Source organism: Pseudomonas spartinae, from assembly GCF_965197125.1.
Taxonomy (GTDB): Bacteria; Pseudomonadota; Gammaproteobacteria; order Pseudomonadales; family Pseudomonadaceae; genus Aquipseudomonas; species Aquipseudomonas composti_A.
This window is the reverse complement of record NZ_CBDAMB010000014.1, coordinates 42,876-63,666: the sequence shown is the minus strand read 5'-3', so window position 1 is coordinate 63,666 and position 20,791 is coordinate 42,876. Positions and strand designations below refer to the sequence as shown.

General features: G+C 60.8%; 24 protein-coding genes and 1 tRNA gene. 21 read left to right on the top strand and 4 right to left on the bottom strand.

Annotation, left to right across the window (positions count from 1 at the left end; translation table 11 throughout):
* The first annotated feature begins 4 nt into the window (after positions 1–4).
* Positions 5–1,129 (top strand): LPS export ABC transporter permease LptF, encoded by a 1,125-nt coding sequence (gene lptF / locus ACN8M7_RS23010; RefSeq protein WP_490262271.1) that lies wholly within the window; start codon positions 5–7, stop codon positions 1,127–1,129.
* Entirely contained in the window at positions 1,122–2,186 is a 1,065-nt protein-coding gene (gene lptG / locus ACN8M7_RS23005) for an LPS export ABC transporter permease LptG (protein ID WP_061241119.1), read from the top strand. Before lptF ends, lptG begins: the two co-directional genes overlap by 8 nt.
* Before the next feature lie 61 nt (positions 2,187–2,247).
* On the opposite strand, the gene ACN8M7_RS23000 is transcribed toward lptG, so the two are convergent.
* The 3 genes from ACN8M7_RS23000 to ACN8M7_RS22990 form a co-directional block, all read right to left on the bottom strand.
* Positions 2,248–2,745 (bottom strand): RDD family protein, encoded by a 498-nt coding sequence (locus ACN8M7_RS23000; protein ID WP_490262270.1) that lies wholly within the window; start codon positions 2,743–2,745, stop codon positions 2,248–2,250.
* A gap of 104 nt (positions 2,746–2,849) precedes the next feature.
* The gene (locus ACN8M7_RS22995) at positions 2,850–3,062 is read right to left on the bottom strand and encodes a cold-shock protein (RefSeq protein WP_003459665.1); all 213 of its coding nucleotides are present in this window, start codon (positions 3,060–3,062) and stop codon (positions 2,850–2,852) included.
* A gap of 336 nt (positions 3,063–3,398) precedes the next feature.
* Positions 3,399–3,483, bottom strand: a tRNA-Leu gene (locus ACN8M7_RS22990).
* Positions 3,484–3,703: 220 nt separating this feature from the next.
* Between ACN8M7_RS22990 and ACN8M7_RS22985 the strand changes: the two genes are divergently transcribed.
* The 7 genes from ACN8M7_RS22985 to ACN8M7_RS22955 all read left to right on the top strand — a co-directional run bounded on the left by ACN8M7_RS22985 (position 3,704) and on the right by ACN8M7_RS22955 (position 10,747).
* Positions 3,704–4,447: a substrate-binding periplasmic protein gene (locus tag ACN8M7_RS22985; RefSeq protein WP_490262269.1), complete on the top strand. Its 744-nt coding sequence runs from the start codon at positions 3,704–3,706 to the stop codon at positions 4,445–4,447.
* Between the two features lie 68 nt (positions 4,448–4,515).
* Positions 4,516–5,559 carry a tRNA preQ1(34) S-adenosylmethionine ribosyltransferase-isomerase QueA gene (gene queA / locus ACN8M7_RS22980; protein ID WP_490262268.1) on the top strand — a complete coding sequence of 348 codons (1,044 nt, stop codon included), beginning with the start codon at positions 4,516–4,518 and terminating at the stop codon, positions 5,557–5,559.
* 20 nt (positions 5,560–5,579) lie between these two features.
* A complete protein-coding gene (tgt, locus tag ACN8M7_RS22975) occupies positions 5,580–6,695 on the top strand; it encodes a tRNA guanosine(34) transglycosylase Tgt (protein WP_490262310.1) in 1,116 nt (371 codons plus the stop codon).
* Positions 6,696–6,735: 40 nt separating this feature from the next.
* Positions 6,736–7,065: a preprotein translocase subunit YajC gene (gene yajC, locus ACN8M7_RS22970; RefSeq protein WP_061241124.1), complete on the top strand. Its 330-nt coding sequence runs from the start codon at positions 6,736–6,738 to the stop codon at positions 7,063–7,065.
* A 225-nt stretch (positions 7,066–7,290) separates the two neighbouring features.
* On the top strand, positions 7,291–9,159 hold the full coding sequence (gene secD, locus ACN8M7_RS22965; protein WP_490262267.1) for a protein translocase subunit SecD: 1,869 nt from the start codon (positions 7,291–7,293) through the stop codon (positions 9,157–9,159).
* 9 nt (positions 9,160–9,168) lie between these two features.
* On the top strand, positions 9,169–10,086 hold the full coding sequence (gene secF / locus ACN8M7_RS22960) for a protein translocase subunit SecF (protein ID WP_061241126.1): 918 nt from the start codon (positions 9,169–9,171) through the stop codon (positions 10,084–10,086).
* A 118-nt stretch (positions 10,087–10,204) separates the two neighbouring features.
* On the top strand, positions 10,205–10,747 hold the full coding sequence (locus ACN8M7_RS22955; protein ID WP_490262266.1) for a glycine zipper 2TM domain-containing protein: 543 nt from the start codon (positions 10,205–10,207) through the stop codon (positions 10,745–10,747).
* Between the two features lie 133 nt (positions 10,748–10,880).
* On the opposite strand, the gene suhB is transcribed toward ACN8M7_RS22955, so the two are convergent.
* Entirely contained in the window at positions 10,881–11,696 is an 816-nt protein-coding gene (suhB, locus tag ACN8M7_RS22950; protein WP_061241128.1) for a type III secretion system regulator SuhB, read from the bottom strand.
* Between the two features lie 144 nt (positions 11,697–11,840).
* On the opposite strand from suhB, the gene trmJ reads away from it, so the two are divergent.
* From trmJ to rlmN, 12 genes are all read left to right on the top strand, one after another.
* Positions 11,841–12,620, top strand: coding sequence for a tRNA (cytosine(32)/uridine(32)-2'-O)-methyltransferase TrmJ (gene trmJ, locus ACN8M7_RS22945; RefSeq protein ID WP_061241129.1), 780 nt, complete (start codon positions 11,841–11,843; stop codon positions 12,618–12,620).
* Positions 12,613–13,398 (top strand): serine O-acetyltransferase, encoded by a 786-nt coding sequence (gene cysE, locus ACN8M7_RS22940; RefSeq protein WP_061241130.1) that lies wholly within the window; start codon positions 12,613–12,615, stop codon positions 13,396–13,398. Before trmJ ends, cysE begins: the two co-directional genes overlap by 8 nt.
* 137 nt (positions 13,399–13,535) lie before the next feature.
* A complete protein-coding gene (gene iscR, locus ACN8M7_RS22935; protein WP_061241131.1) occupies positions 13,536–14,033 on the top strand; it encodes a Fe-S cluster assembly transcriptional regulator IscR in 498 nt (165 codons plus the stop codon).
* Between the two features lie 30 nt (positions 14,034–14,063).
* The gene (locus tag ACN8M7_RS22930; RefSeq protein ID WP_061241132.1) at positions 14,064–15,278 is read left to right on the top strand and encodes an IscS subfamily cysteine desulfurase; all 1,215 of its coding nucleotides are present in this window, start codon (positions 14,064–14,066) and stop codon (positions 15,276–15,278) included.
* 71 nt (positions 15,279–15,349) lie between these two features.
* On the top strand, positions 15,350–15,736 hold the full coding sequence (gene iscU, locus ACN8M7_RS22925; RefSeq protein WP_017362576.1) for a Fe-S cluster assembly scaffold IscU: 387 nt from the start codon (positions 15,350–15,352) through the stop codon (positions 15,734–15,736).
* A gap of 13 nt (positions 15,737–15,749) precedes the next feature.
* Complete coding sequence (gene iscA, locus ACN8M7_RS22920) at positions 15,750–16,073, top strand: iron-sulfur cluster assembly protein IscA (protein ID WP_061241133.1); 324 nt, start codon at positions 15,750–15,752, stop codon at positions 16,071–16,073.
* A 9-nt stretch (positions 16,074–16,082) separates the two neighbouring features.
* Positions 16,083–16,604, top strand: coding sequence for a co-chaperone HscB (gene hscB / locus ACN8M7_RS22915; protein ID WP_061241134.1), 522 nt, complete (start codon positions 16,083–16,085; stop codon positions 16,602–16,604).
* 45 nt (positions 16,605–16,649) lie between these two features.
* Positions 16,650–18,515 (top strand): Fe-S protein assembly chaperone HscA, encoded by a 1,866-nt coding sequence (gene hscA, locus ACN8M7_RS22910; RefSeq protein WP_490262265.1) that lies wholly within the window; start codon positions 16,650–16,652, stop codon positions 18,513–18,515.
* Between the two features lie 3 nt (positions 18,516–18,518).
* Complete coding sequence (gene fdx, locus ACN8M7_RS22905) at positions 18,519–18,860, top strand: ISC system 2Fe-2S type ferredoxin (protein WP_061241136.1); 342 nt, start codon at positions 18,519–18,521, stop codon at positions 18,858–18,860.
* Between the two features lie 16 nt (positions 18,861–18,876).
* Positions 18,877–19,077: a Fe-S cluster assembly protein IscX gene (gene iscX / locus ACN8M7_RS22900; protein WP_061241137.1), complete on the top strand. Its 201-nt coding sequence runs from the start codon at positions 18,877–18,879 to the stop codon at positions 19,075–19,077.
* A 101-nt stretch (positions 19,078–19,178) separates the two neighbouring features.
* A complete protein-coding gene (gene ndk / locus ACN8M7_RS22895; protein ID WP_061241138.1) occupies positions 19,179–19,610 on the top strand; it encodes a nucleoside-diphosphate kinase in 432 nt (143 codons plus the stop codon).
* 26 nt (positions 19,611–19,636) lie between these two features.
* Positions 19,637–20,785, top strand: coding sequence for a dual-specificity RNA methyltransferase RlmN (gene rlmN / locus ACN8M7_RS22890; protein ID WP_061241139.1), 1,149 nt, complete (start codon positions 19,637–19,639; stop codon positions 20,783–20,785).
* Positions 20,786–20,791 lie beyond the last annotated feature (6 nt).

Here is a 20,791-nt window from a genome sequence, read left to right as displayed (position 1 = left end):
CGGTTTGATCGTCTTCCGTTATCTGTCCCGCGAAGTGCTGGTGACCCTCAGTGCAGTGAGCGCTGTGCTGTTGGTAATCATCATGAGTGGTCGTTTCATCAAATACCTGGCCCAAGCCGCACAGGGCGTGCTCGATCCTGGCGTGCTGTTTCTGATCATGGGTTACCGGATTCCCGGCTTCCTGCAGTTGATCCTGCCGCTTGGTCTGTTCCTCGGTTTCCTGCTGGCCTACGGCCGCCTGTACCTGGACAGCGAGATGACCGTGCTGTCGGCCACCGGTGTGAGCCAGCAGCGCCTCACCGCCTACAGCATGGCGCCGGCCCTGATCGTCGCACTGCTGGTCGGCTGGCTGAGCCTTGGCCTGGCGCCGCAAGGCGTGGCCAGCGTGGCACGCATCATCAGTGAGCAGGATGCCCTGACCGAGCTCGATACTCTGGTGCCGGGCCGCTTCCAGTCACTGCGCGATGGTTCCCGGGTGACCTATTCGCAGGAGTTGTCGGCCGACCGCAGTGAGTTGCGCGGCGTGTTCATGTCGGAAAAGCGCTTCGCTGCAGATGGCCGTTCCGAGCGCGGCATCACCGTGCTGGTAGCCGAAAGCGGTCGTCAGGAAATTCAGAAAGATGGCAGCCGTTATCTGATTCTGGAAAATGGTTACCGCTATGACGGCGAGCCGGGCGAGGCGGATTACCGCGCCATCCAGTACGACACCTACGGCGTGTTGCTGCCCAAGCCCGAGGTGGCCGTCGAAGCCAGCGAGCGTGAGGCCACGCCGACCCGTGAGCTGTTCGGCAGCGATGACCCGCGCATGCAGGCCGAACTGCAATGGCGCCTGTCACTGCCGTTGCTGGTGTTCATCGTCACCTTGCTGGCCGTGCCGTTATCGAAGGTCAATCCACGCCAGGGACGCTTCCTCAAGCTGCTGCCGGCGATCTTCCTTTATATGGCTTACCTTGGCTTGTTGATCGCTGCACGTGGTGCGCTGGACAAGGGGCAGCTGCCGCCGGCGCTGGGGTTGTGGTGGGTGCATGGCATCTTCCTCGCCATTGGCCTGTTGTTGCTTTACTGGGAACGTCTGAGTCTGTGGTGGGCCAGTCGTCGTGCGCCGGTGTCGGAGGTGGCTCATGGCTAAGTTGGATCGCTATATCGGTGCCCAGGTGTTCTTCGCCATTCTGGCAGTGCTGGGCATCATTCTCGGCTTGGCGCTGCTGTTCGCCTTCATCGACGAGCTGGGCGACCTGAACAAGGGTGACTACGGCCTCGGCCAGGCGCTCTGGTACGTCCTGCTGACCGCGCCGCGCCGTGCCTACGAGATGCTGCCGATGGCAGCACTGATCGGCTGCCTGATTGGCCTCGGTACATTGGCCAGCAACAGCGAGCTGACCATCATGCGCGCTGCCGGGGTGTCCATCGGGCGTATCGTCTGGGCGGTGATGAAGCCCATGCTGGTGCTGATGCTGGCCGGTATTCTGATCGGCGAATACGTCGCTCCGATGACCGAGAACCAGGCTCAGGCCGATCGCGCGCTCGCCCAGGGTGGCGGAGCGGCGCAGAGCTCCAAGCGTGGTATGTGGCATCGCCAGGGCCAGGAGTACGTGCATATCAATGCCGTGCAGCCCAATGGCATCCTGCTCGGGGTGACGCGTTACCGCTTCGATGATGAGCGTCGCCTGCTTTCGGCCAGTTTCGCCCGTCGTGCCGAGTACCGTGACAACCACTGGATGCTGCGCAACGTGCAGACCACGCTGCTGCATGACGATCATTCCGAAGTGCTCAATCAGCCGGAAGAACGCTGGGATATCGAGCTCAATCCAGAGTTGCTCGGCACCGTGGTGATGGAGCCCGAGGCCCTGTCGGTCACCGGGCTGTGGCAATACATCCATTACCTGGGCGAGCAGGGGCTGAACAATGCCCGCTACTGGCTGGCGTTCTGGACCAAGGTGCTGCAGCCGCTGGTAACCGGCGCGCTGGTGGTGATGGCGATTTCCTTCATCTTCGGCCCGCTGCGTTCGGTGACGCTGGGCCAGCGCGTGTTCACTGGGGTACTGGTGGGGTTCGTCTTCCGTATCGCCCAGGACCTGCTGGGGCCATCGAGCCTGGTATTCGGCTTCTCGCCGCTGCTTGCGGTGCTGGTGCCGGCCGGCATCTGTGCGCTGGCGGGGGTATGGCTGTTACGCCGCGCTGGCTGAGTCGATGGCGGGCATGAAAAAGCCGGTTCAATGAACCGGCTTTTTCGTATCTGCTCCGAGGTTACTTCTTGTGAATGTTCTTCGGCAGTTGCACCACGCGGCTATCGGAATAGATGTCGTGCCAGGTGCGGCCCTGTTTATCCCATAGCTGCCAGAGAAAACCGAGGCCGGCGAACAGCCACGAGCCAATGGCGACCACGAAGCGCAGCAGCGCCTGCCACAGGTCGATGGCCGTACCATCGGTATTCTGGACGCGCAGGCCCCAGGCCTGCATGCCCAGCGTCTGGCCGTTATGGGTCCAGAACTTGGCGAAGAAGGCGAACAGTGACAGAAGTGCCAGGCTGGCGAGAATCGGGTCATGGTCCAGGGCGCCGGCTTCGGCCATGGCTCTGAGCGTATCGCCTCCGTGGATCAGGCGCAGGATGCCCTGCTGGTAGACCAAGGTCACGACCATGACCAGGGCCACGCAGAGCAGGAAGTCGTAGAAGAGGGCCGCCAGGCGACGAATCAACCCGGCAGTGGGGAAGTCTCCCTGCGGGCGCAGCTGGTGTTTCGGCATGATGGGCTCGCTGTGACGAAAGTGCGCGCCATTCTAACCGCGACTTTTCCTCAGGCATAAAAAAACCCCTGATAGAGATCAGGGGTTCTTCAAAGCAGCGGCGATTAGCCCAGGACTTGAACCTGGTCAGCCTGCATGCCTTTTTGACCTTGCACAGCTACGAAGCTGACTTTCTGGCCTTCTTTCAGGCTCTTGAAGCCGTTACCTTCGATCGCGCGGAAGTGCACGAACAGATCCGGACCGCTTTCAGGAGTGATAAAACCAAAACCTTTCTCGTCGTTAAACCACTTGACGGTACCGTTCTGACGATTCGACATGTCTTTTTCCTTGAAACTAGAGTTGATGACAGCCTCCAAGTATAGAGGGCTGAGACTGGTTGCAAGGAGTAATAGAAGTCGAGCGGGATGTAGCGGATCTTGATGATCTGCTGCACCAGAGTCACGATTCACAGCGACCCATGCAAACAGTTCGTTCACTCTACGCTAAGTTTTGCGCAATTGCCAACCCCCGCCAGCAAGGTCGCCAGCCAGGTTTTACGGGGCTTGCCGAGGTGCCGAAAAAGTTCCTCTGCAACCTGCTTGCAACAATTGCCCAGGTTGTTCGCGCAAAAACGAAAAAACCCGCAAGACCAATGTCTTGCGGGCTTCGAATCGTGGTGCCCCGGGGGAGACTCGAACTCCCACTCCTTTCGAAAACGGATTTTGAATCCGCCGCGTCTACCGATTCCGCCACCGGGGCACAATGGCGGCGCAGTATAGGGATGCGTCTGGCGCTGGTCAATCGGCTGCAGTGCTGTGATTCGCTATTGGCGCGTTCCTGTACTAACAACCAATGGTAATGCTGATTGCGTCCGGCTTTTATGACCAGCTAGCGGCTAAAATCGCGGCTGTCATCAAGACCGCCGAGTATGGCGTTTATATCAATGATTTCGGGGTGATGCCGTCGTGGGAGCCGCTGTGTGACCAGAGTATTGTGCCGGGCGCTGGTTGCCGCTCTGCTGCTCGTGCCGGGCGCTCGCGCCGAGACCCTGACCTACGCGGTGACCGACGAGAGCTGGGCGCCGTACTGGATCGTCGATGGGACGCGCGTCAGTGGCATTCTCCACGACTTCATGCTCGCGCTGGATCAGCGTTTGCCAGAGCAGTTGCAGTCCAGTCATCCACTGCCGCCGCTGCGTACGCAGAAGCTTTTCCGCGAAGGCCATCTGCAGATCGAGTGCTGCGTCAGCAAGAGCTGGCGTAGCGATCGTGGGCAGATGGAGGTGTCACTGTGGACGGTGCCGGTGCTGCAGGCTGAGGAAATGCTGATCTTCGCGCCGGGCAGGCGGTTTCCCTATCAGAGTCTGCAGGACTTGCGTGGTCGCTCGATCGCCACTGTGCGCGGTTATGGCTACGCTGGCAGTGAGTATTTCCAGCGAAACGATGGCGCCGATGCTCGGGCGCTGATCTATCTGGTAGCCCAGGGGCGCAGCGAGGCCGGCATCCTGGACCGTCTGGAGTGGCGCTACCTGCAGCATCAGAATTCGCAATCCCAGGCCTCGCGCTGGGAAGAGGTAGAGGAGGGGCCGACGATCAACCGCTCTCAGTTGCGCTTGCGCCTGCATCGCGACCAGGCTGGTCGGCTGGAGGCCTTCAATGCCGCCATCCGCGCCTTGCAGGCCGACGGCACCTTGGCGCGTATCGTCGCCAACTACGCTCCGTAGGCTCACGTGGTCGGACAAGTGGAAATCCGGTAAGCTTTGCCGCCCTGCAGAAATACCCCCGCCGAATCATGCGTGTTGCCGATTTCCACTTCGATCTTCCCGAGTCGCTGATCGCTCGTCACCCGTTGGCCGAGCGCCGCGCCAGTCGCCTGTTGCAGCTCGATGGAGCAAGTGGTGAGCTGCGCCATGGCCAGTTCACCGATGTGCTGGAGCAGCTGCGTCCTAGCGACCTCATGGTGTTCAACAACACTCGAGTGATTCCGGCGCGCCTGTTCGGTCAGAAGGCCTCTGGCGGCAAGCTCGAGGTGCTGGTGGAGCGCGTGCTCGATCAGTATCGCGTGCTCGCTCACGTGCGCTCGAGCAAATCGCCCAAGCCCGGTTCGCAGATTCTCATCGACGGTGGTGGCGAGGCCGAGATGGTCGCGCGCCATGATGCGCTGTTCGAGCTGCGCTTTGCCGAGCTGGTGTTGCCGTTGCTCGAGCGTGTCGGGCACATGCCGCTGCCTCCTTATATAGACAGGCCGGATGACGAGGCGGATCGCGAGCGTTATCAGACCGTCTACGCGCAGAAGGCCGGCGCCGTGGCGGCTCCGACCGCGGGTCTGCACTTCGATGACGAGCTGCTGGCGGCGATCCGCGCCAAGGGTGTGGAAACCGCCTTCGTGACGCTGCATGTCGGTGCTGGCACTTTTCAGCCCGTGCGTGTCGAGCGTATCGAGGATCACCACATGCACAGCGAGTGGCTGGAGGTCGGCCAGGATGTGGTCGACGCCGTGGCAGCCTGTCGTGCGCGTGGCGGGCGTGTGGTTGCGGTGGGCACGACCAGTGTGCGCTCGCTGGAAACCGCAGCGCGAGACGGTGAGTTGCAGCCCTTCAGCGGTGATACCGACATCTTCATCTATCCAGGCCGCCCGTTTCATGTGGTCGATGCCCTGGTGACCAATTTCCACCTGCCCGAGTCGACCCTGCTGATGCTGGTGTCGGCCTTTGCCGGTTATCCCGAAACCATGGCCGCCTACCGCGAAGCCGTGGCGCAGGGCTATCGCTTCTTCAGTTACGGTGATGCCATGTTCATCACCCGCAATCCCGCCGCGCGCGGGCCCGAGGTTTGAGTATGACGCGCACCTGTCGCATGTCCTTCGAGTTGCTGGCTACCGATGGCAAGGCCCGTCGTGGTCGCCTGACCTTCCCGCGCGGTGTGGTCGAGACCCCGGCCTTCATGCCGGTGGGTACCTATGGCACGGTCAAGGGCATGCTGCCGCGCGACGTCGAGGGTATTGGCGCGCAGATCATTCTCGGCAATACCTTCCACCTGTGGCTGCGTCCAGGCATGGAGGTGATCAAGAAGCACGGCGACCTGCACGATTTCATGCAGTGGCAAGGGCCGATCCTCACCGACTCCGGTGGCTTCCAGGTGTTCAGCCTGGGTGCCATGCGCAAGATCAAGGAGGAGGGCGTTTATTTCGCTTCGCCGGTCGATGGCGCCAAGGTGTTCATGGGGCCGGAAGAGTCGATGCAGGTGCAGCGCGACCTGGGCTCGGACATCGTGATGATTTTCGACGAATGCACGCCCTATCCGGCCGAGTTCGACGTGGCCAAGCGCTCCATGGAGTTGTCGCTACGCTGGGCCAAACGCTCCAAGGTCGCGCATGGCGAAAGCAGTGCGGCGTTATTCGGTATCGTCCAGGGCGGCATGCATGAAGAGTTGCGCATGCGTTCGCTCGAAGGGCTGTGCGAGATCGGTTTCGACGGTCTGGCCATCGGCGGTCTGTCGGTTGGCGAGCCGAAGGAAGAAATGATCCGCGTGCTGGACTTCCTGCCGCCGCACATGCCGGCCGACAAACCGCGTTACCTGATGGGCGTGGGCAAGCCGGAAGACCTGGTCGAGGGCGTGCGCCGTGGCGTGGACATGTTCGATTGCGTGATGCCGACGCGAAATGCGCGCAACGGTCATCTGTTCGTCGACACCGGCGTGGTGAAGATCCGCAATGCCGTGCACAAGCACGATGATTCACCGCTGGACCCGAACTGCGACTGTTACACCTGCAAACATTTCTCGCGCGCTTATCTGCACCATCTGGACAAGTGCGGCGAAATGCTCGGTAGCATGCTCAATACCATCCACAACTTGCGGCATTATCAGCGGGTTATGGCTGGTTTGCGCGAGGCTATCCAACAGGGTACATTGGCCGCCTTCGTCGAAACCTTCTATGCCAAGCGTGGCCTGCCTGTGCCGCCGCTTGACTGATTCCTGAACGATTCAAGATCCTTTCCATTAGGAGTGTTACATGAGCTTTTTCATCCCCGCCGCCTACGCTGACACCGCGGCTGCTGGCCCTGCCGGCAGCGGTTTCGAGTGGGTATTCTTGATTGGTTTTTTGGTCATCTTCTATCTGATGATCTGGCGTCCGCAGGCCAAGCGTGCCAAGGAACACAAGAATCTGCTCGGCAACCTGCAGAAGGGCGACGAAGTGGTCACCAGCGGCGGCATCGCTGGCAAGGTGTCCAAGGTTGCTGAAGATTTCGTGGTCATCGAGGTGTCTGACACCGTCGAGCTGAAATTCCAGAAACAGGCCATCGCCGCCACCCTGCCCAAGGGCACGCTGAAAGCCATCTGATTCGGTTCTTAGTCTCCATTCGACGGGGCGCTTTAGGGCACTTCTAAAAACGTAGGCGAGGCAGCCAGCGCAAGGCAAAAACAGGCGAGAAACGGCCGGGGTCGCGACCGACTTTACGAGCGATTTTCGAGCATTTTGAGCCTATTTTTAACGCAGCGATGGCAACGCAGGTAGTTTTTAGAGGTGCACTTTAGCGCCCCGCGTCATAAAGCGGGCGGCTCGTTCATGCTCAATAAATACCCTCTGTGGAAGTACCTGCTGATTCTGTCCGTACTGGCGATCGGTCTGGTTTACTCCATTCCCAATCTTTACCCTGACGATCCTGCCGTGCAGATCAGCGGCGCCAGCTCGGCGCTCAGCATCGAGCAGACGGATATCGATCGCGCCAGTAAGGCGCTGCAGGACGCCGGTATCTCCGTCAAGGCGGCCAGCATCGACGAGCGTGGTCGTGGTGGCCTGATTCGCCTGACCCGACAAGATGATCAACTGCCGGCCAAGGACATCGTTCGCCGTGCATTGGGCGACGATTACGTCGTGGCGCTGAACCTGGCGCAAACCACCCCCGACTGGCTGCGCAATCTGGGCGCGAGCCCGATGAAGCTGGGTCTGGACCTGTCCGGTGGTGTGCACTTCCTGCTGGAAGTCGACATGGAAAAGGCGCTGGATGTGCGCCGCAAGGTCTATGAAGGCGAAGTCAAGAGCCTGCTGCGCAAGGAGCGTGTGCGCTACCGCAGCATGCCGGAAAGCAATGGCCGTATTCAGCTCGGTTTCGCCGACAGCGAGACGCTGGACAAGGCCGAGAGCCTGATCCGCAAGGATTACAAGGACTTCGAACTGACCACCGTCGAGCGTGGTGGTCAGCAGGTTCTGCAACTGGGGCTGACCCAGGCCAAGATCGCCGAAATTCGCGAGTACTCGATCAAGCAGAACCTCACCACCGTGCGTAACCGGGTCAACGAGCTGGGCGTGGCCGAGCCGCTGGTGCAGCGCCAGGGTGCCAACCGCATCGTGGTCGAGCTGCCGGGCGTGCAGGACACTGCCGAGGCCAAGCGTATTCTCGGCAAGACCGCCAACCTGGAGTTCCGTTTGCAGGCTGAGCTGGACGCGCCGCGTGGTGCGACCGAGGACTTCGGCTTCCGTGAGGCCGGTCGTCCGCCGGTACAGTTGGAGCGCGAGCTGATCATCACCGGTGATCAGGTGACCGATGCCCAGGCCAGTTTCGACGAGAACGGTCGCCCGCAGGTGAATATTCGCCTCGACGGTCACGGCGGCGATCTGATGAATCGCGCCACGCGTAACAACGTAGGCCGCAGCATGGCGGTGATCTTCATCGAGCAGAAGCCGGTCACCCGCTACGTGCGCCAGAACGTCGATGGTGTCGAGCAGGAAGTCGCTGTTTCCTCCTTCGTCGAAGAGAAGAAGATCATCAGCCTGGCGACCATCCAGTCGGCACTCGGCAGCCAGTTCCGCATCACCGGTCTGAACGGCCAGGGCGAGTCCTCCGAGCTTGCGCTGCTGCTGCGTGCCGGTGGCCTGGCGGCGCCGATGTACTTCGCCGAAGAGCGCACCATCGGCCCAAGCCTGGGCGCCGAGAACATTGCCAAAGGTGTCGCTTCCACCGAGTGGGCGATGCTCTTCGTGGCGATCTTCATCATCGCCATTTATCGCTTCTTCGGTGTGCTGGCGACCGTGGCCCTGGCGTTCAACCTGGTGCTGCTGGTCGGTCTGATGTCTGCTATCGGGGCGACGCTCACCCTTCCGGGTATCGCCGGTATCGTGCTGACCCTGGGTATGGCGGTTGACGCCAACGTGCTGATTTTCTCGCGGATACGCGAGGAATTGGCCAACGGCTTGCCGGTGCAGCGAGCGATCCACGAAGGTTTCGATCGTGCCTTCTCGGCGATTCTAGACAGTAACCTGACCACCCTGTTGGTCGGGGGCATCCTGTTTGCCATGGGCACCGGTCCGGTCAAGGGCTTTGCCGTGACCATGTCACTGGGGATCGTGACTTCGATGTTCACAGCCATCATGTTCACCCGAGGTCTGGTCAACCTGATCTTCGGTGGTCGCAACGTCAAGAAGCTGTGGATCTGAGGTGCAGTCATGAACAAATCAATCATTCGTTTCATGGCGATCCGCAATATCGCCTTCTCCATCACGGTCGTGCTGACGCTGATTGGCCTGGGTGCACTGTTCACCAAAGGGCTCAACTTTGGCCTGGACTTCACGGGCGGCACGCTGATCGAGCTGCAGTACGAGCAGTCGGCGAATCTTGATCTGATCAAGAACGAGCTGGGGCAGGCTGGCTATACCGACGCAGTGGTACAGAGCTTCGGTGCCAGCACCGATGTGCTGGTGCGCCTGGCGGGTGACGACGCCGATCTGGGTAACCAGGTCGCTGCGGCGCTGCGCAAGGTGGATGCCGCTGCGCAGTTCGAGGTCAAGCGTGTCGAGTTCGTAGGCCCGCAAGTGGGTGAAGAGCTGCGCGACCAGGGCGGTATCGCCATGCTCCTGGCGCTCGGCGGTATCCTGCTGTACCTGGCTTTCCGCTTCCAGTGGAAGTTCGGCGTCGGCGCCATCGCCTCGCTGGTGCATGACGTGGTGATCACTCTGGGCGTGCTGGCATTCTTCCAGATCCAGTTCGACCTGACGGTTCTGGCTGCGGTACTGGCGATGATCGGTTACTCGCTCAACGACACCATCATCATCTATGACCGGATTCGTGAGAACTTCCGTGTGCTGCGCAAGACCTCGTTGATCGATAACGTCGATATCTCGATCACCCAGACCTTGCTGCGTACCATCGCCACTTCGTTGTCCACCGCGCTGGCGCTGCTGGCCCTGCTGTTCTTCGGCGGCGACGTGCTGGCCGCGTTCGCCCTGACCTTGCTGGTCGGTGTGGTGGTGGGTACCTACTCGTCGGTCTACATCGGCGCCTCGGTGCTGGTGTGGCTGAAGCTCAGCGTCGAGGATCTGATTCCTCCGGTGGCCGAGGCCGAGGTCGACGACGGTCGCCCCTGATGGTGTGACGGGCTTCAAGAAAGACAGTGAAAGCCGTGGCAAGTCGAACTTGCCGCGGCTTTTTGCTGTCCTAGGCAGGGAGAAGAGCGCGAGTCGCCGAGCCTAGGAGACACAAAAAATGAATAAATCACTATTGGTAGGTGCCGTACTGGGTGCTGTTGGTGTGACCGCAGGTGGTGCTGTCGCTACCTACAGTCTGGTTGATCGTGGCCCGGACTATGCCGAGGTGCTGGCTGTAACGCCGATCAACGAAACCGTGAAAACTCCGCGGGAGGTGTGCAAGGACGTGGCCGTGACTCGTCAGCGTCCGGTGCAGGACCAGCATCAGATTGCCGGTACCGCTATCGGTGCCATCGCTGGCGGTCTGCTGGGTAATCAGGTTGGTGGCGGCAATGGCAAGAAGATCGCCACCGTGGCCGGTGCTGTTGGCGGCGGCTATGCCGGCAACAAGATTCAGGAGGGCATGCAGCAGCGTGACACCTACACCACCACCGAAACCCGCTGCAGCACCGTGACCGATACCAGCCAGAAGCTGGTGGGTTACGACGTGAAATATCAGTTGGACGAGAAGGTCGGTACCGTGCGCATGGATCGTGATCCAGGCAGCCGTATTCCGGTCAACAAGCAGGGTGAGCTGGTGCTGGTGCAGCAGGCCCAGTAAGGATCTCGAGCAATAAAAAAACGCCCCTCGGGGCGTTTTTTTGTGGCCTGCCATCCATGGCGGCCTCCCATCGGGCCGTCGCTGCGCGACGTCAAAAATCGCTCCGGGCGATTTTTTATGGCCTGGCGGAAGCTCAGCGCTTCATCGAGGGTGCCAGGTGCGGCTGGATCGCGGTCAGCACGGCTTTGAAGCACTTGGTGTTACCGGCGACGATCTGGCCTTTCTCGAGGAATTCGTGGCTGCCGCTGAAGTCGCTGACCAGGCCGCCTGCTTCCTGAATCAGCAGGGCGCCGGCCGCCATGTCCCACTCGGACAGGCCGAACTCCCAGAAGGCATCGAAGCGGCCGGCGGCGACGTAGGCCAGGTCGAGGCTGGCAGCGCCTGCGCGGCGGATGCCGGCGGTCTGGCCGGTCAGGCTGCGGAACATGTTCAGGTAATTGTCCAGATGGTCGAGCTGGCCATCGCGGAACGGGAAGCCGGTGCCGAGCAGCGCGCCTTCCAGGCTCTTGCGGTTGCTGACGCGCAGGCGGCGGCCGTTGAGGGCCGCGCCACGGCCGCGGCTGGCAGTGAACTCTTCCTGGCGAACCGGATCCAGCACGATGGCGTGCTCGAGGCGGCCGCGGTACTTGCAGGCGATGCTGATGGCGAAGTGCGGTACGCCGCGGACGAAGTTGGTGGTGCCGTCCAGTGGGTCGATGATCCACTGGTAGTCGGCGCCTTCGCCGCTGCCTTCCAGTACGCCGCCTTCTTCCCCCAGGAAGCTGTGGGTCGGGTAGGCCTTGCGGATGGCCTGGACGATCATCAGCTCGGCGGCCTTGTCGACCTCGGTGACGTAATCCTTGGCATCCTTCTCGTCGACCGAGATGACATCCAGGCGCTCGATGGAGCGAAAGATCATTTCACCGGCGCTGCGAGCGGCGCGCAGGGCGATATTCAGCATGGGCTGCATGGGAGTTTCACCTGGGGCGTTAAAGAAAGCCGGCCATGTTAGCAGAAAACCAATGTTGATGAAGTGCCGTCTGTACCTCGCATGGTAATCGCGCAGGGGCTTGGGTAAGATCGTTGCCCCTAAACGTTTCTGAGAGTGTCTGCGTTGCTGGACAATATTCGCGTCGTTCTGGTGGGTACCAGTCATCCGGGCAATATCGGCGGTGCCGCGCGGGCGATGAAAAACATGGGCCTGTCGCGTCTGGTGCTGGTCGCTCCCGAGGATTTCCCCAGTGGGGATGCCGTCGCGCGCGCCTCCGGCGCCACCGATGTGCTGGATGCTGCGCGAGTGGTCGAGACGCTGGAGGAGGCTCTGGTCGGCTGCACGCTGGTAATTGGCACCAGTGCGCGTGATCGGCGCATTCCCTGGCCGCTGCTGGATCCGCGTGAGTGTGGCGTGACCAGTTGTGAGCAGGCGGCTGCTGGTGGTGAAGTGGCGTTGGTGTTTGGCCGTGAATATGCCGGTCTGACCAATGAAGAGCTGCAGCGATGTCAATACCACGTGCATATTCCGTCGAATCCCGAGTTCAGTTCGCTGAACCTGGCAGCGGCGGTGCAGGTGCTGGCCTATGAAGTGCGCATGGCCTGGCTGACAGCGCAGAATCTGCCAAGCAAGGTGGAGAAGCTGGAATCCACGGCGATGCTCAATTCTCAGGCGGCGACGGCAGATGAGCTCGAGTCTTTTTACGGTCATTTGCGTCGTGTGCTGGTGATGATCGGGTTTCTCGATCCGCAGAAGCCTAGGCACCTGATGACTCGCCTGCGTCGTCTTTACGGGCGCAGTGCGGTGAGCAGGTTGGAGATGAATATCCTGCGCGGCATCCTTACCGAAACGGAGAAGGCCGTGCGTGGAGAGCCTCACAAGCAGGGGAAGTCTGATGTTTGAGCGCATTCGAGAAGATATCCAAAGCGTTTTTCACCGAGATCCAGCGGCGCGTAACGCCTTCGAGGTGGTGACCTGCTATCCGGGGCTGCATGCCGTGTGGTTGCACCGTGTGGCGCATGCTCTGTGGCGCTCGGGTTGGAAATGGCTGGCGCGCGTGGTGTCCAATTTCGGGCGCTGGATGACCGGTATCGAGATTCATCCGGGGGCGAAGATCGGGCGACGCTTCTTCATCGACCATGGCATGGGCATCGTGATCGGCGAGACTGCCGAGATCGGCAATGACGTCACGCTGTATCAGGGTGTAACCCTGGGCGGTACCAGCTGGAACAAGGGCAAGCGTCACCCGACGCTGGAGGACGGTGTGGTGGTGGGTGCCGGTGCCAAGGTGCTTGGGCCTTTCACCGTCGGTGCGGGCGCCAAGATCGGCTCCAATGCGGTTGTGACCAAGGCGGTGCCGGCGGGTGCGACTGCTGTCGGTATTCCCGGCAAGATCATCGTCAAGTCCGACGACGAGCAGGAGGCCAAGCGTCAGGCCATGGCCGAGAAGATCGGCTTCGATGCCTACGGCGTCGGTCAGGACATGCCGGACCCGGTGGCGCGCGCCATCGGCCAGTTGCTCGATCATCTGCATGCGGTCGATGGTCGTCTGGAGGGTATGTGCAAGGCGCTGACGGGGCTGGGCAGTGACTACTGCGCCAAGGATTTGCCGACTCTGCGCGACGAAGATTTCGCGGACGTGTGCAAGGACCAGCAGCAGAGCGACAAGCCTGCGGCGTAATGCGTAGCGAGGCGGCATTTGCTATAGTGCCGCCTCGTTTTTGCGGTCAATCCTGAGTAAATTAATAGGTCTTATAGTTGACTTAAATACTCGGGAATCGCATACTTCGCCGCAATTCAGTGATTCGTGGTAGAGCCATGCGACTGACCACCAAAGGCCGTTACGCCGTTACCGCCATGCTTGACCTGGCGCTGCATGCGCAACACGGTCCCGTTTCCCTGGCCGATATTTCCGAGCGGCAGGGCATCTCTCTGTCCTATCTCGAGCAGCTGTTCGCCAAGCTGCGCCGCGGCAGTCTGGTTTCCAGTGTGCGTGGACCGGGTGGCGGGTATCAGCTGTCGCGTGACATGCGCGGCATTCAGGTAGCTCAGGTGATCGATGCGGTCAATGAGTCCGTGGATGCCACGCGCTGCCAGGGGCAGGGCGATTGTCACTCTGGTGACACCTGTCTGACCCATCACCTGTGGTGCGACCTCAGTCAGCAAATTCACGAATTTCTCAGCGGCATCAGCCTGGCTGATCTGGTCGCGCGCCATGAGGTGCAGGAAGTCGCGTTGCGTCAGGATCAGCGTCGCTGCTCCGGCAGGGGCACTGCACCGCTTTTGGATAAGATTGAAGCGTCTGCCATCGAGTGAGCAGGGCGTTTGCCTGATAGGAGAAAACCAATGAAATTGCCGATCTACCTCGATTATTCCGCCACCACGCCGGTAGACCCGCGTGTTGCGCAGAAGATGAGTGAGTGCCTGCTGGTCGACGGTAACTTCGGTAACCCGGCTTCGCGCTCTCACGTATTTGGCTGGAAGGCAGAAGAAGCTGTCGAAAACGCCCGTCGTCAGGTTGCCGAGCTTGTGGGCGCTGACCCGCGTGAAATCGTCTGGACCAGCGGCGCTACCGAATCCGACAACCTTGCCATCAAGGGTGTTGCGCACTTCTACAGCAGCAAGGGTAAGCACATCATCACCTCGAAGATCGAGCACAAGGCGGTGCTGGACACCACTCGTCAGCTCGAGCGTGAAGGTTTCGAAGTGACTTACCTTGAGCCGGGCGAAGACGGGCTGATCACGCCCGCCATGGTCGAGGCAGTGCTGCGCGAGGACACCACGCTGGTCTCGCTGATGCACGTCAATAACGAAATCGGCACCATCAACGATATTGCTGCCATCGGTGAGCTGACCCGCTCCCGCGGTGTGCTGCTGCATGTCGACGCTGCGCAGTCCACAGGCAAGGTCGAAATCGACCTGGAGAAGCTGAAGGTCGACCTGATGTCCTTCTCCGCGCACAAGACTTACGGCCCCAAAGGCGTTGGCGCCCTCTATGTGCGTCGCAAGCCGCGCGTGCGTCTGGAAGCACAGACTCACGGCGGTGGCCATGAGCGCGGCATGCGTTCGGGCACCCTGGCCACTCACCAGTGCGTTGGCATGGGTGAAGCCTTCCGCATCGCCAAGGAAGAAATGGCTGCCGAGAACCAGCGCATCACGGCTCTGCGTGATCGCTTTTATCGCCAGCTGGAAGACATGGAAGAGCTGTACGTCAACGGCAGCCTGACGGCCCGTGTGCCGCACAACCTCAACCTGAGTTTCAACTACGTCGAGGGCGAGTCGCTGATCATGGCGCTCAAGGACCTCGCCGTATCGTCCGGTTCGGCCTGTACCTCGGCTTCCCTGGAGCCGTCTTACGTGCTGCGCGCCCTGGGCCGCAACGACGAACTGGCGCACAGCTCGATTCGCTTCACCTTCGGTCGTTTCACCACCGAGGAAGAAGTCGACTATGCCGCTGCCAAGGTCCGTGAGGCCGTGGACAAGCTGCGCGAACTGTCACCCCTGTGGGATATGTTCAAAGAAGGTGTCGACCTTTCCTCCGTGGAATGGGCAGCACACTAAAAGCTGCCGAGGCGGATCGTTCGCTGAGCGCTCCGCCGGAGAGCGGCACCTGATGAGAGAGGAAGTACAACATGGCATACAGTGACAAGGTCATCGACCACTACGAAAACCCGCGCAACGTCGGCAAGCTCAACGCCGAGGATCCGGACGTCGGTACCGGCATGGTCGGTGCGCCGGCCTGTGGTGACGTCATGCGCCTGCAGATCAAGGTCAGTGAGAGCGGCGTCATCGAAGATGCCAAGTTCAAGACCTATGGCTGCGGTTCGGCTATCGCCTCCAGCTCCCTCGCCACCGAGTGGATGAAGGGCAAGACTCTGGATGAAGCCGAGAGCATCAAGAACACCCAGCTCGCCGAAGAACTGGCGCTGCCGCCGGTGAAGATTCACTGCTCCGTACTCGCCGAGGACGCCATCAAGGCTGCCGTGCGCGACTACAAGCAGAAGAAAGGCTTGCTCTGATACGAGGTTTGTAATGGCCATCACCATGTCTGAAGCAGCAGCTCGTCATGTGCAGCGTTCCCTCGAGGGGCGCGGCAAGGGCGAGGGCATTCGCCTCGGTGTGCGTACTACCGGTTGCTCCGGCCTGGCCTACGTGCTCGAGTTCGTCGATGAACCGGCAGCGGAAGATCAGGTTTTCGAGAGCCATGGCGTCAAGGTGATCATCGATCCCAAGAGCCTGGTGTATCTCGATGGCACCGAATTGGACTTCGTCAAGGAAGGCCTCAACGAGGGCTTCAAGTTCAATAATCCCAACGTGCGTGGCGAATGCGGCTGCGGCGAGAGCTTCAACGTTTGAGGCTCTGTCGTGGGTAATCCGTGCCATTTCGCTTTGTTCGATCTGCAGCCGAGTTTTCGCCTCGATCTGGATCAGCTGGCCGTCCGTTATCGTGAACTGGCGCGCCAGGTGCATCCCGACCGATTCGCTGATGCGGGCGAGCGCGAGCAGCGCCTGGCGCTGGAGCGTTCGGCCAGCCTCAACGAGGCTTATCAGGTCCTGAAAACACCTTCGCAGCGTGCGCGCTACCTGCTGGCGATGCGCGGCCCCGAGCTGCCGTTGGAAGTGACGGTGCAGGATCCGGATTTTCTGCTGCAGCAGATGCAGTTGCGCGAAGAGCTGGAGGAATTGCAGGACGACGCCGATCTTGCTGGCGTTGCCGCCTTCAAGCGTCGCCTGAAGTCGGCGCAGGAGCTGCTCAATGACAGCTTCGCGGCGTGCTGGGACGATGAGGCTCGCCGCGAAGAGGCTGAGCGCCTGATGCGCCGGATGCAGTTCCTCGACAAGCTCTCTCATGAAGTGCGCCAGTTAGAAGAGCGCCTCGACGATTAACCTGTAGGTCGCCTAGGCGGCCTGCCTGATGATTTCAAGAAGACCATGGCCTTATTGCAGATCGCCGAGCCAGGACAGAGTCCGCAACCGCACCAGCGTCGGCTGGCAGTGGGCATCGACCTGGGTACTACCAACTCGCTGGTTGCCGCTGTACGCAGCGGTCTGGCCGAGCCTCTGGCTGACGCTGATGGCGAGGTCATCCTGCCTTCCGCCGTGCGCTACCACGCAGCAAGCGTCGAGGTTGGTGGGTCGGCCAAGTTGGCCGCCGCCTCTGATCCTTTCAATACCGTGCTGTCGGTCAAGCGCCTGATGGGGCGTGGCATTGCCGATGTTCATCAGCTTGGTGAGCAGATGCCGTATCGCTTCTCCGCGGGCGAGTCGCATATGCCCTTCATCGAGACGGTGCAAGGGGCGAAGAGCCCGGTAGAAGTGTCGGCAGAAATTCTCAAGACCCTGCGCCTGCGCGCCGAGCAGACCCTGGACGGGGAGCTGGTTGGTGCGGTGATTACCGTTCCGGCTTATTTCGACGATGCTCAGCGTCAGGCCACCAAGGACGCTGCGCGCCTAGCGGGTCTCACCGTTCTGCGTCTGCTCAATGAGCCGACTGCTGCTGCGGTCGCTTATGGCCTGGATCAGAAGGCCGAGGGCGTGGTCGCCATCTATGACCTCGGTGGCGGTACCTTCGATATTTCCATCCTGCGCCTGACTGGCGGTGTGTTCGAAGTGCTGGCCACCGGCGGCGACAGTGCGCTGGGTGGCGATGACTTTGATCATGCCATTGCCGACTGGATCATCCAGCAGGCTGGCATTTCCAACGATCTCGACCCGGCGACCCAGCGCAGCCTGTTGCAGGCCGCCTGTGCGGCCAAGGAAGGACTGACTGAGGCAGCCTGTGTCGAGCTGAGCCACGGCGACTGGCGTGGTTCGTTGTCGCGTGAGCAGTTCGAGGCACTGATCGAGCCCATGGTGGCGCGCAGCCTCAAGGCTTGCCGCCGCGTGGTGCGCGATTCGGGCGTCGAGCTGGAAGAGGTCAGTGCAGTGGTCATGGTGGGCGGTTCGACCCGTGTGCCGCGTGTGCGCGAGGCGGTTGGCGAGCTGTTCGGTCGTGCGCCGCTGACCAATATCGATCCGGATCAGGTGGTGGCCATTGGCGCCGCGATCCAGGCCGATGCCCTGGCCGGCAATCAGCGTAGCGATGGCGAAGAGTTGCTGTTGCTGGACGTGATTCCGCTGTCGCTCGGCCTGGAAACCATGGGCGGGTTGATGGAGAAGGTGATTCCGCGCAATACCACCATTCCGGTGGCGCGTGCGCAGGAGTTCACGACTTACAAGGATGGCCAGACGGCCATGATGATTCACGTGCTGCAGGGTGAGCGCGAGCTGATCGCCGATTGTCGCTCCCTGGCGCGCTTCGAATTGCGCGGCATCCCGCCGATGGTGGCAGGGGCGGCGAAGATTCGCGTGACCTTCCAGGTCGATGCCGACGGCCTGCTCAGTGTCGCGGCTCGCGAGCTGAGTTCGGGTATCGAGGCGAGCATTCAGGTCAAACCGTCTTACGGTCTGACCGATGGCGAAATCGCCCGCATGCTGCAGGACTCCTTCCAGAACGCTGGAGATGACAAGGCGGCCCGTGTACTGCGTGAGCAGCAGGTCGATGCCCAGCGCCTGATCGAGGCGGTCGAAGCTGCGCTGGAGGCCGATGGTGAGCGTTTGCTGGATGCCGAGGAGCGCGAGGTCATCGAACTGCAGGTGCAGGAGTTGCGTGATCTGCTTACGGGTAGCGATGGCGCGGTGATCGAGCGGCAGACCAAGCGTCTGTCGCAGGTGACCGATGCGTTTGCTGCCCGCCGCCTGGATTCGACGGTAAAAGCCGCGTTGGCAGGGCGTAATCTGAATGAGATCGAGGAATAATTGATGCCGCAGGTAATTTTTCTGCCCCACGAGCGATTCTGCCCGGATGGTCTGGTGGTAGAGGCCGAGCCTGGCGTTTCCATCCTCGAGCTGGCGCATGAGCACCACATTGAGATGGAGAGCGCCTGCGGTGGTGTATGTGCCTGCACCACCTGTCACTGTATCGTGCGCGAAGGCTTCGATTCGCTGAACGAAGCGGATGAGCTGGAGGAAGATTACCTGGACAAGGCCTGGGGGCTCGAAGCGCAGTCGCGCCTGGCGTGTCAGGCCATCGTCGGTGAGCAAGACCTGACCGTCGAGATTCCCAAGTATTCGCTTAATCACGCGGCTGAAGCGCCGCATTAATCCAGGAAGCATCATCATGAGTCTGAAATGGGCCGATGTACTGGACATCGCCATCGAGCTGAGCGAGCAGAAGCCGGATGTCGATCCGCGCTACGTGAACTTCGTCGATCTGCACCGTTGGGTCGTGTCCTTGCCAGAGTTCTCCGATGACCCGCAGCGCGGGGGGGAGAAAGTGCTGGAGGCGATACAGGCCGCCTGGATCGAAGAACTCGATTGAAACAGGCGCTTACGGCGCCTGCCCTACGCTTTTAACCGGAACCCGCGTATAATTCGCGGGTTTAATTTTTCGCTTTAACCCTAAAGTTTCTGGAGCTTCACATGGCTGTTCAACGTACTTTCTCCATCATCAAGCCTGACGCCGTTGCCAAGAACGTCATCGGTGAGATCACCACCCGTTTCGAAAAAGCCGGCCTGCGCGTTGTCGCTTCGAAGATGGTGCAACTGTCCGATCGCGAAGCTGCTGGCTTCTACGCTGAGCACAGCGAGCGTGGCTTCTTCAAGGACCTGGTTGCCTTCATGACTTCCGGCCCGGTCATCGTTCAGGTTCTGGAAGGCGAAGACGCCGTCCTGAAAAACCGTGAACTGATGGGCGCTACCAACCCGAAAGAAGCTGCTGCCGGCACCATCCGTGCTGACTTCGCCGTTTCCATCGACGAAAACGCCGTTCACGGTTCGGATTCCGAAGCGTCCGCTGCTCGCGAAATCGCTTACTTCTTCTCCGCTACCGAGCTGTGCGCGCGCATTCGCTGATTGGCGAATGAAGCGAGGGTGAAGCCATGACCAATACCACCGGCAAGATCAACCTGCTGGGCCTGACCCAGCCGGAAATGGAACAGTTCTTCGAGTCCATCGGCGAGAAGCGCTTCCGTGCCGGCCAGGTGATGAAGTGGATTCACCATTTTGGCGTCGATGATTTCGCCGCCATGACCAATGTCGGCAAGGCCTTGCGCGAGAAGCTCGAGGCCTCTGCCGAGATTCGTGGCCCGGAAGTGGTCAGCGAAAATATTTCCGCCGATGGCACGCGCAAGTGGGTCGTGCGTGTGGCGTCTGGCAGCTGCGTGGAAACCGTGTACATCCCGCAGAATGGCCGCGGCACGCTGTGCGTGTCGTCGCAGGCCGGGTGTGCCCTGGATTGCAGTTTCTGTTCCACCGGCAAGCAAGGCTTCAACAGCGACCTGACCAGTGCCGAGATCATTGGCCAGGTATGGATCGCCAGCAAATCCTTCGGCTCCGTGCCGGCGAAGATCGACCGCGCCATCACCAACGTGGTGATGATGGGCATGGGCGAGCCGCTGCTGAATTTCGACAACGTCGTCTCCGCCATGCAGATCATGATGGACGACCTCGGCTACGGCATTTCCAAGCGCAAGGTGACCCTGTCCACCTCCGGCGTGGTGCCGATGATCGACAAGCTGGCCGAAGTGATCGACGTGTCCCTGGCTCTGTCGCTGCATGCGCCTAACGATGAGTTGCGCAATCAGCTGGTGCCGATCAACAAGAAGTATCCGCTGGAAATGCTGTTGGCCGCGTGCAAACGCTACATCTCCAAACTGGGCGAGAAGCGTGTGCTGACCATCGAGTACACCCTGCTCAAGGGCGTCAACGATCAGCCTGAGCATGCTGAGCAGATGATCGCACTTCTGGCCGATGTACCTTGCAAGATCAACCTGATTCCGTTTAATCCCTTCCCCTTCTCGGGGTACGAGCGGCCGAGCAATAACGCCATTCGCCGCTTCCAGGACCTGTTGCACAAGGCTGGTCATAACGTCACGGTACGTACGACGCGTGGTGACGATATCGATGCCGCCTGTGGCCAGTTGGTTGGCCAGGTCATGGACCGTACTCGGCGCAGTGAGCGTTATATTGCCGTGCGCCAACTGGGCAGCGAGGCGCAAGAGCCTCATGCTGCCACCAATCGAAATTGAAGAGAG

Bases quoted from the DNA above. Each gene is read 5' to 3' on its own strand.
- ACN8M7_RS22995 (WP_003459665.1), bottom strand. From the start codon at position 3,062: ATGTCGAATCGTCAGAACGGTACCGTCAAGTGGTTTAACGACGAGAAA.
- secF (WP_061241126.1), top strand. From the start codon at position 9,169: ATGAACAAATCAATCATTCGTTTCATGGCGATCCGCAATATCGCCTTC.
- fdx (WP_061241136.1), top strand. From the start codon at position 18,519: ATGCCGCAGGTAATTTTTCTGCCCCACGAGCGATTCTGCCCGGATGGT.
- hscA (WP_490262265.1), top strand. From the start codon at position 16,650: ATGGCCTTATTGCAGATCGCCGAGCCAGGACAGAGTCCGCAACCGCAC.
- ndk (WP_061241138.1), top strand. From the start codon at position 19,179: ATGGCTGTTCAACGTACTTTCTCCATCATCAAGCCTGACGCCGTTGCC.
- lptG (WP_061241119.1), top strand. From the start codon at position 1,122: ATGGCTAAGTTGGATCGCTATATCGGTGCCCAGGTGTTCTTCGCCATT.
- iscA (WP_061241133.1), top strand. From the start codon at position 15,750: ATGGCCATCACCATGTCTGAAGCAGCAGCTCGTCATGTGCAGCGTTCC.
- tgt (WP_490262310.1), top strand. From the start codon at position 5,580: ATGTCCTTCGAGTTGCTGGCTACCGATGGCAAGGCCCGTCGTGGTCGC.
- iscX (WP_061241137.1), top strand. From the start codon at position 18,877: ATGAGTCTGAAATGGGCCGATGTACTGGACATCGCCATCGAGCTGAGC.
- suhB (WP_061241128.1), bottom strand. From the start codon at position 11,696: ATGCAGCCCATGCTGAATATCGCCCTGCGCGCCGCTCGCAGCGCCGGT.
- rlmN (WP_061241139.1), top strand. From the start codon at position 19,637: ATGACCAATACCACCGGCAAGATCAACCTGCTGGGCCTGACCCAGCCG.
- cysE (WP_061241130.1), top strand. From the start codon at position 12,613: ATGTTTGAGCGCATTCGAGAAGATATCCAAAGCGTTTTTCACCGAGAT.
- secD (WP_490262267.1), top strand. From the start codon at position 7,291: ATGCTCAATAAATACCCTCTGTGGAAGTACCTGCTGATTCTGTCCGTA.
- iscU (WP_017362576.1), top strand. From the start codon at position 15,350: ATGGCATACAGTGACAAGGTCATCGACCACTACGAAAACCCGCGCAAC.
- yajC (WP_061241124.1), top strand. From the start codon at position 6,736: ATGAGCTTTTTCATCCCCGCCGCCTACGCTGACACCGCGGCTGCTGGC.
- queA (WP_490262268.1), top strand. From the start codon at position 4,516: ATGCGTGTTGCCGATTTCCACTTCGATCTTCCCGAGTCGCTGATCGCT.
- ACN8M7_RS22955 (WP_490262266.1), top strand. From the start codon at position 10,205: ATGAATAAATCACTATTGGTAGGTGCCGTACTGGGTGCTGTTGGTGTG.
- ACN8M7_RS23000 (WP_490262270.1), bottom strand. From the start codon at position 2,745: ATGCCGAAACACCAGCTGCGCCCGCAGGGAGACTTCCCCACTGCCGGG.
- ACN8M7_RS22930 (WP_061241132.1), top strand. From the start codon at position 14,064: ATGAAATTGCCGATCTACCTCGATTATTCCGCCACCACGCCGGTAGAC.
- iscR (WP_061241131.1), top strand. From the start codon at position 13,536: ATGCGACTGACCACCAAAGGCCGTTACGCCGTTACCGCCATGCTTGAC.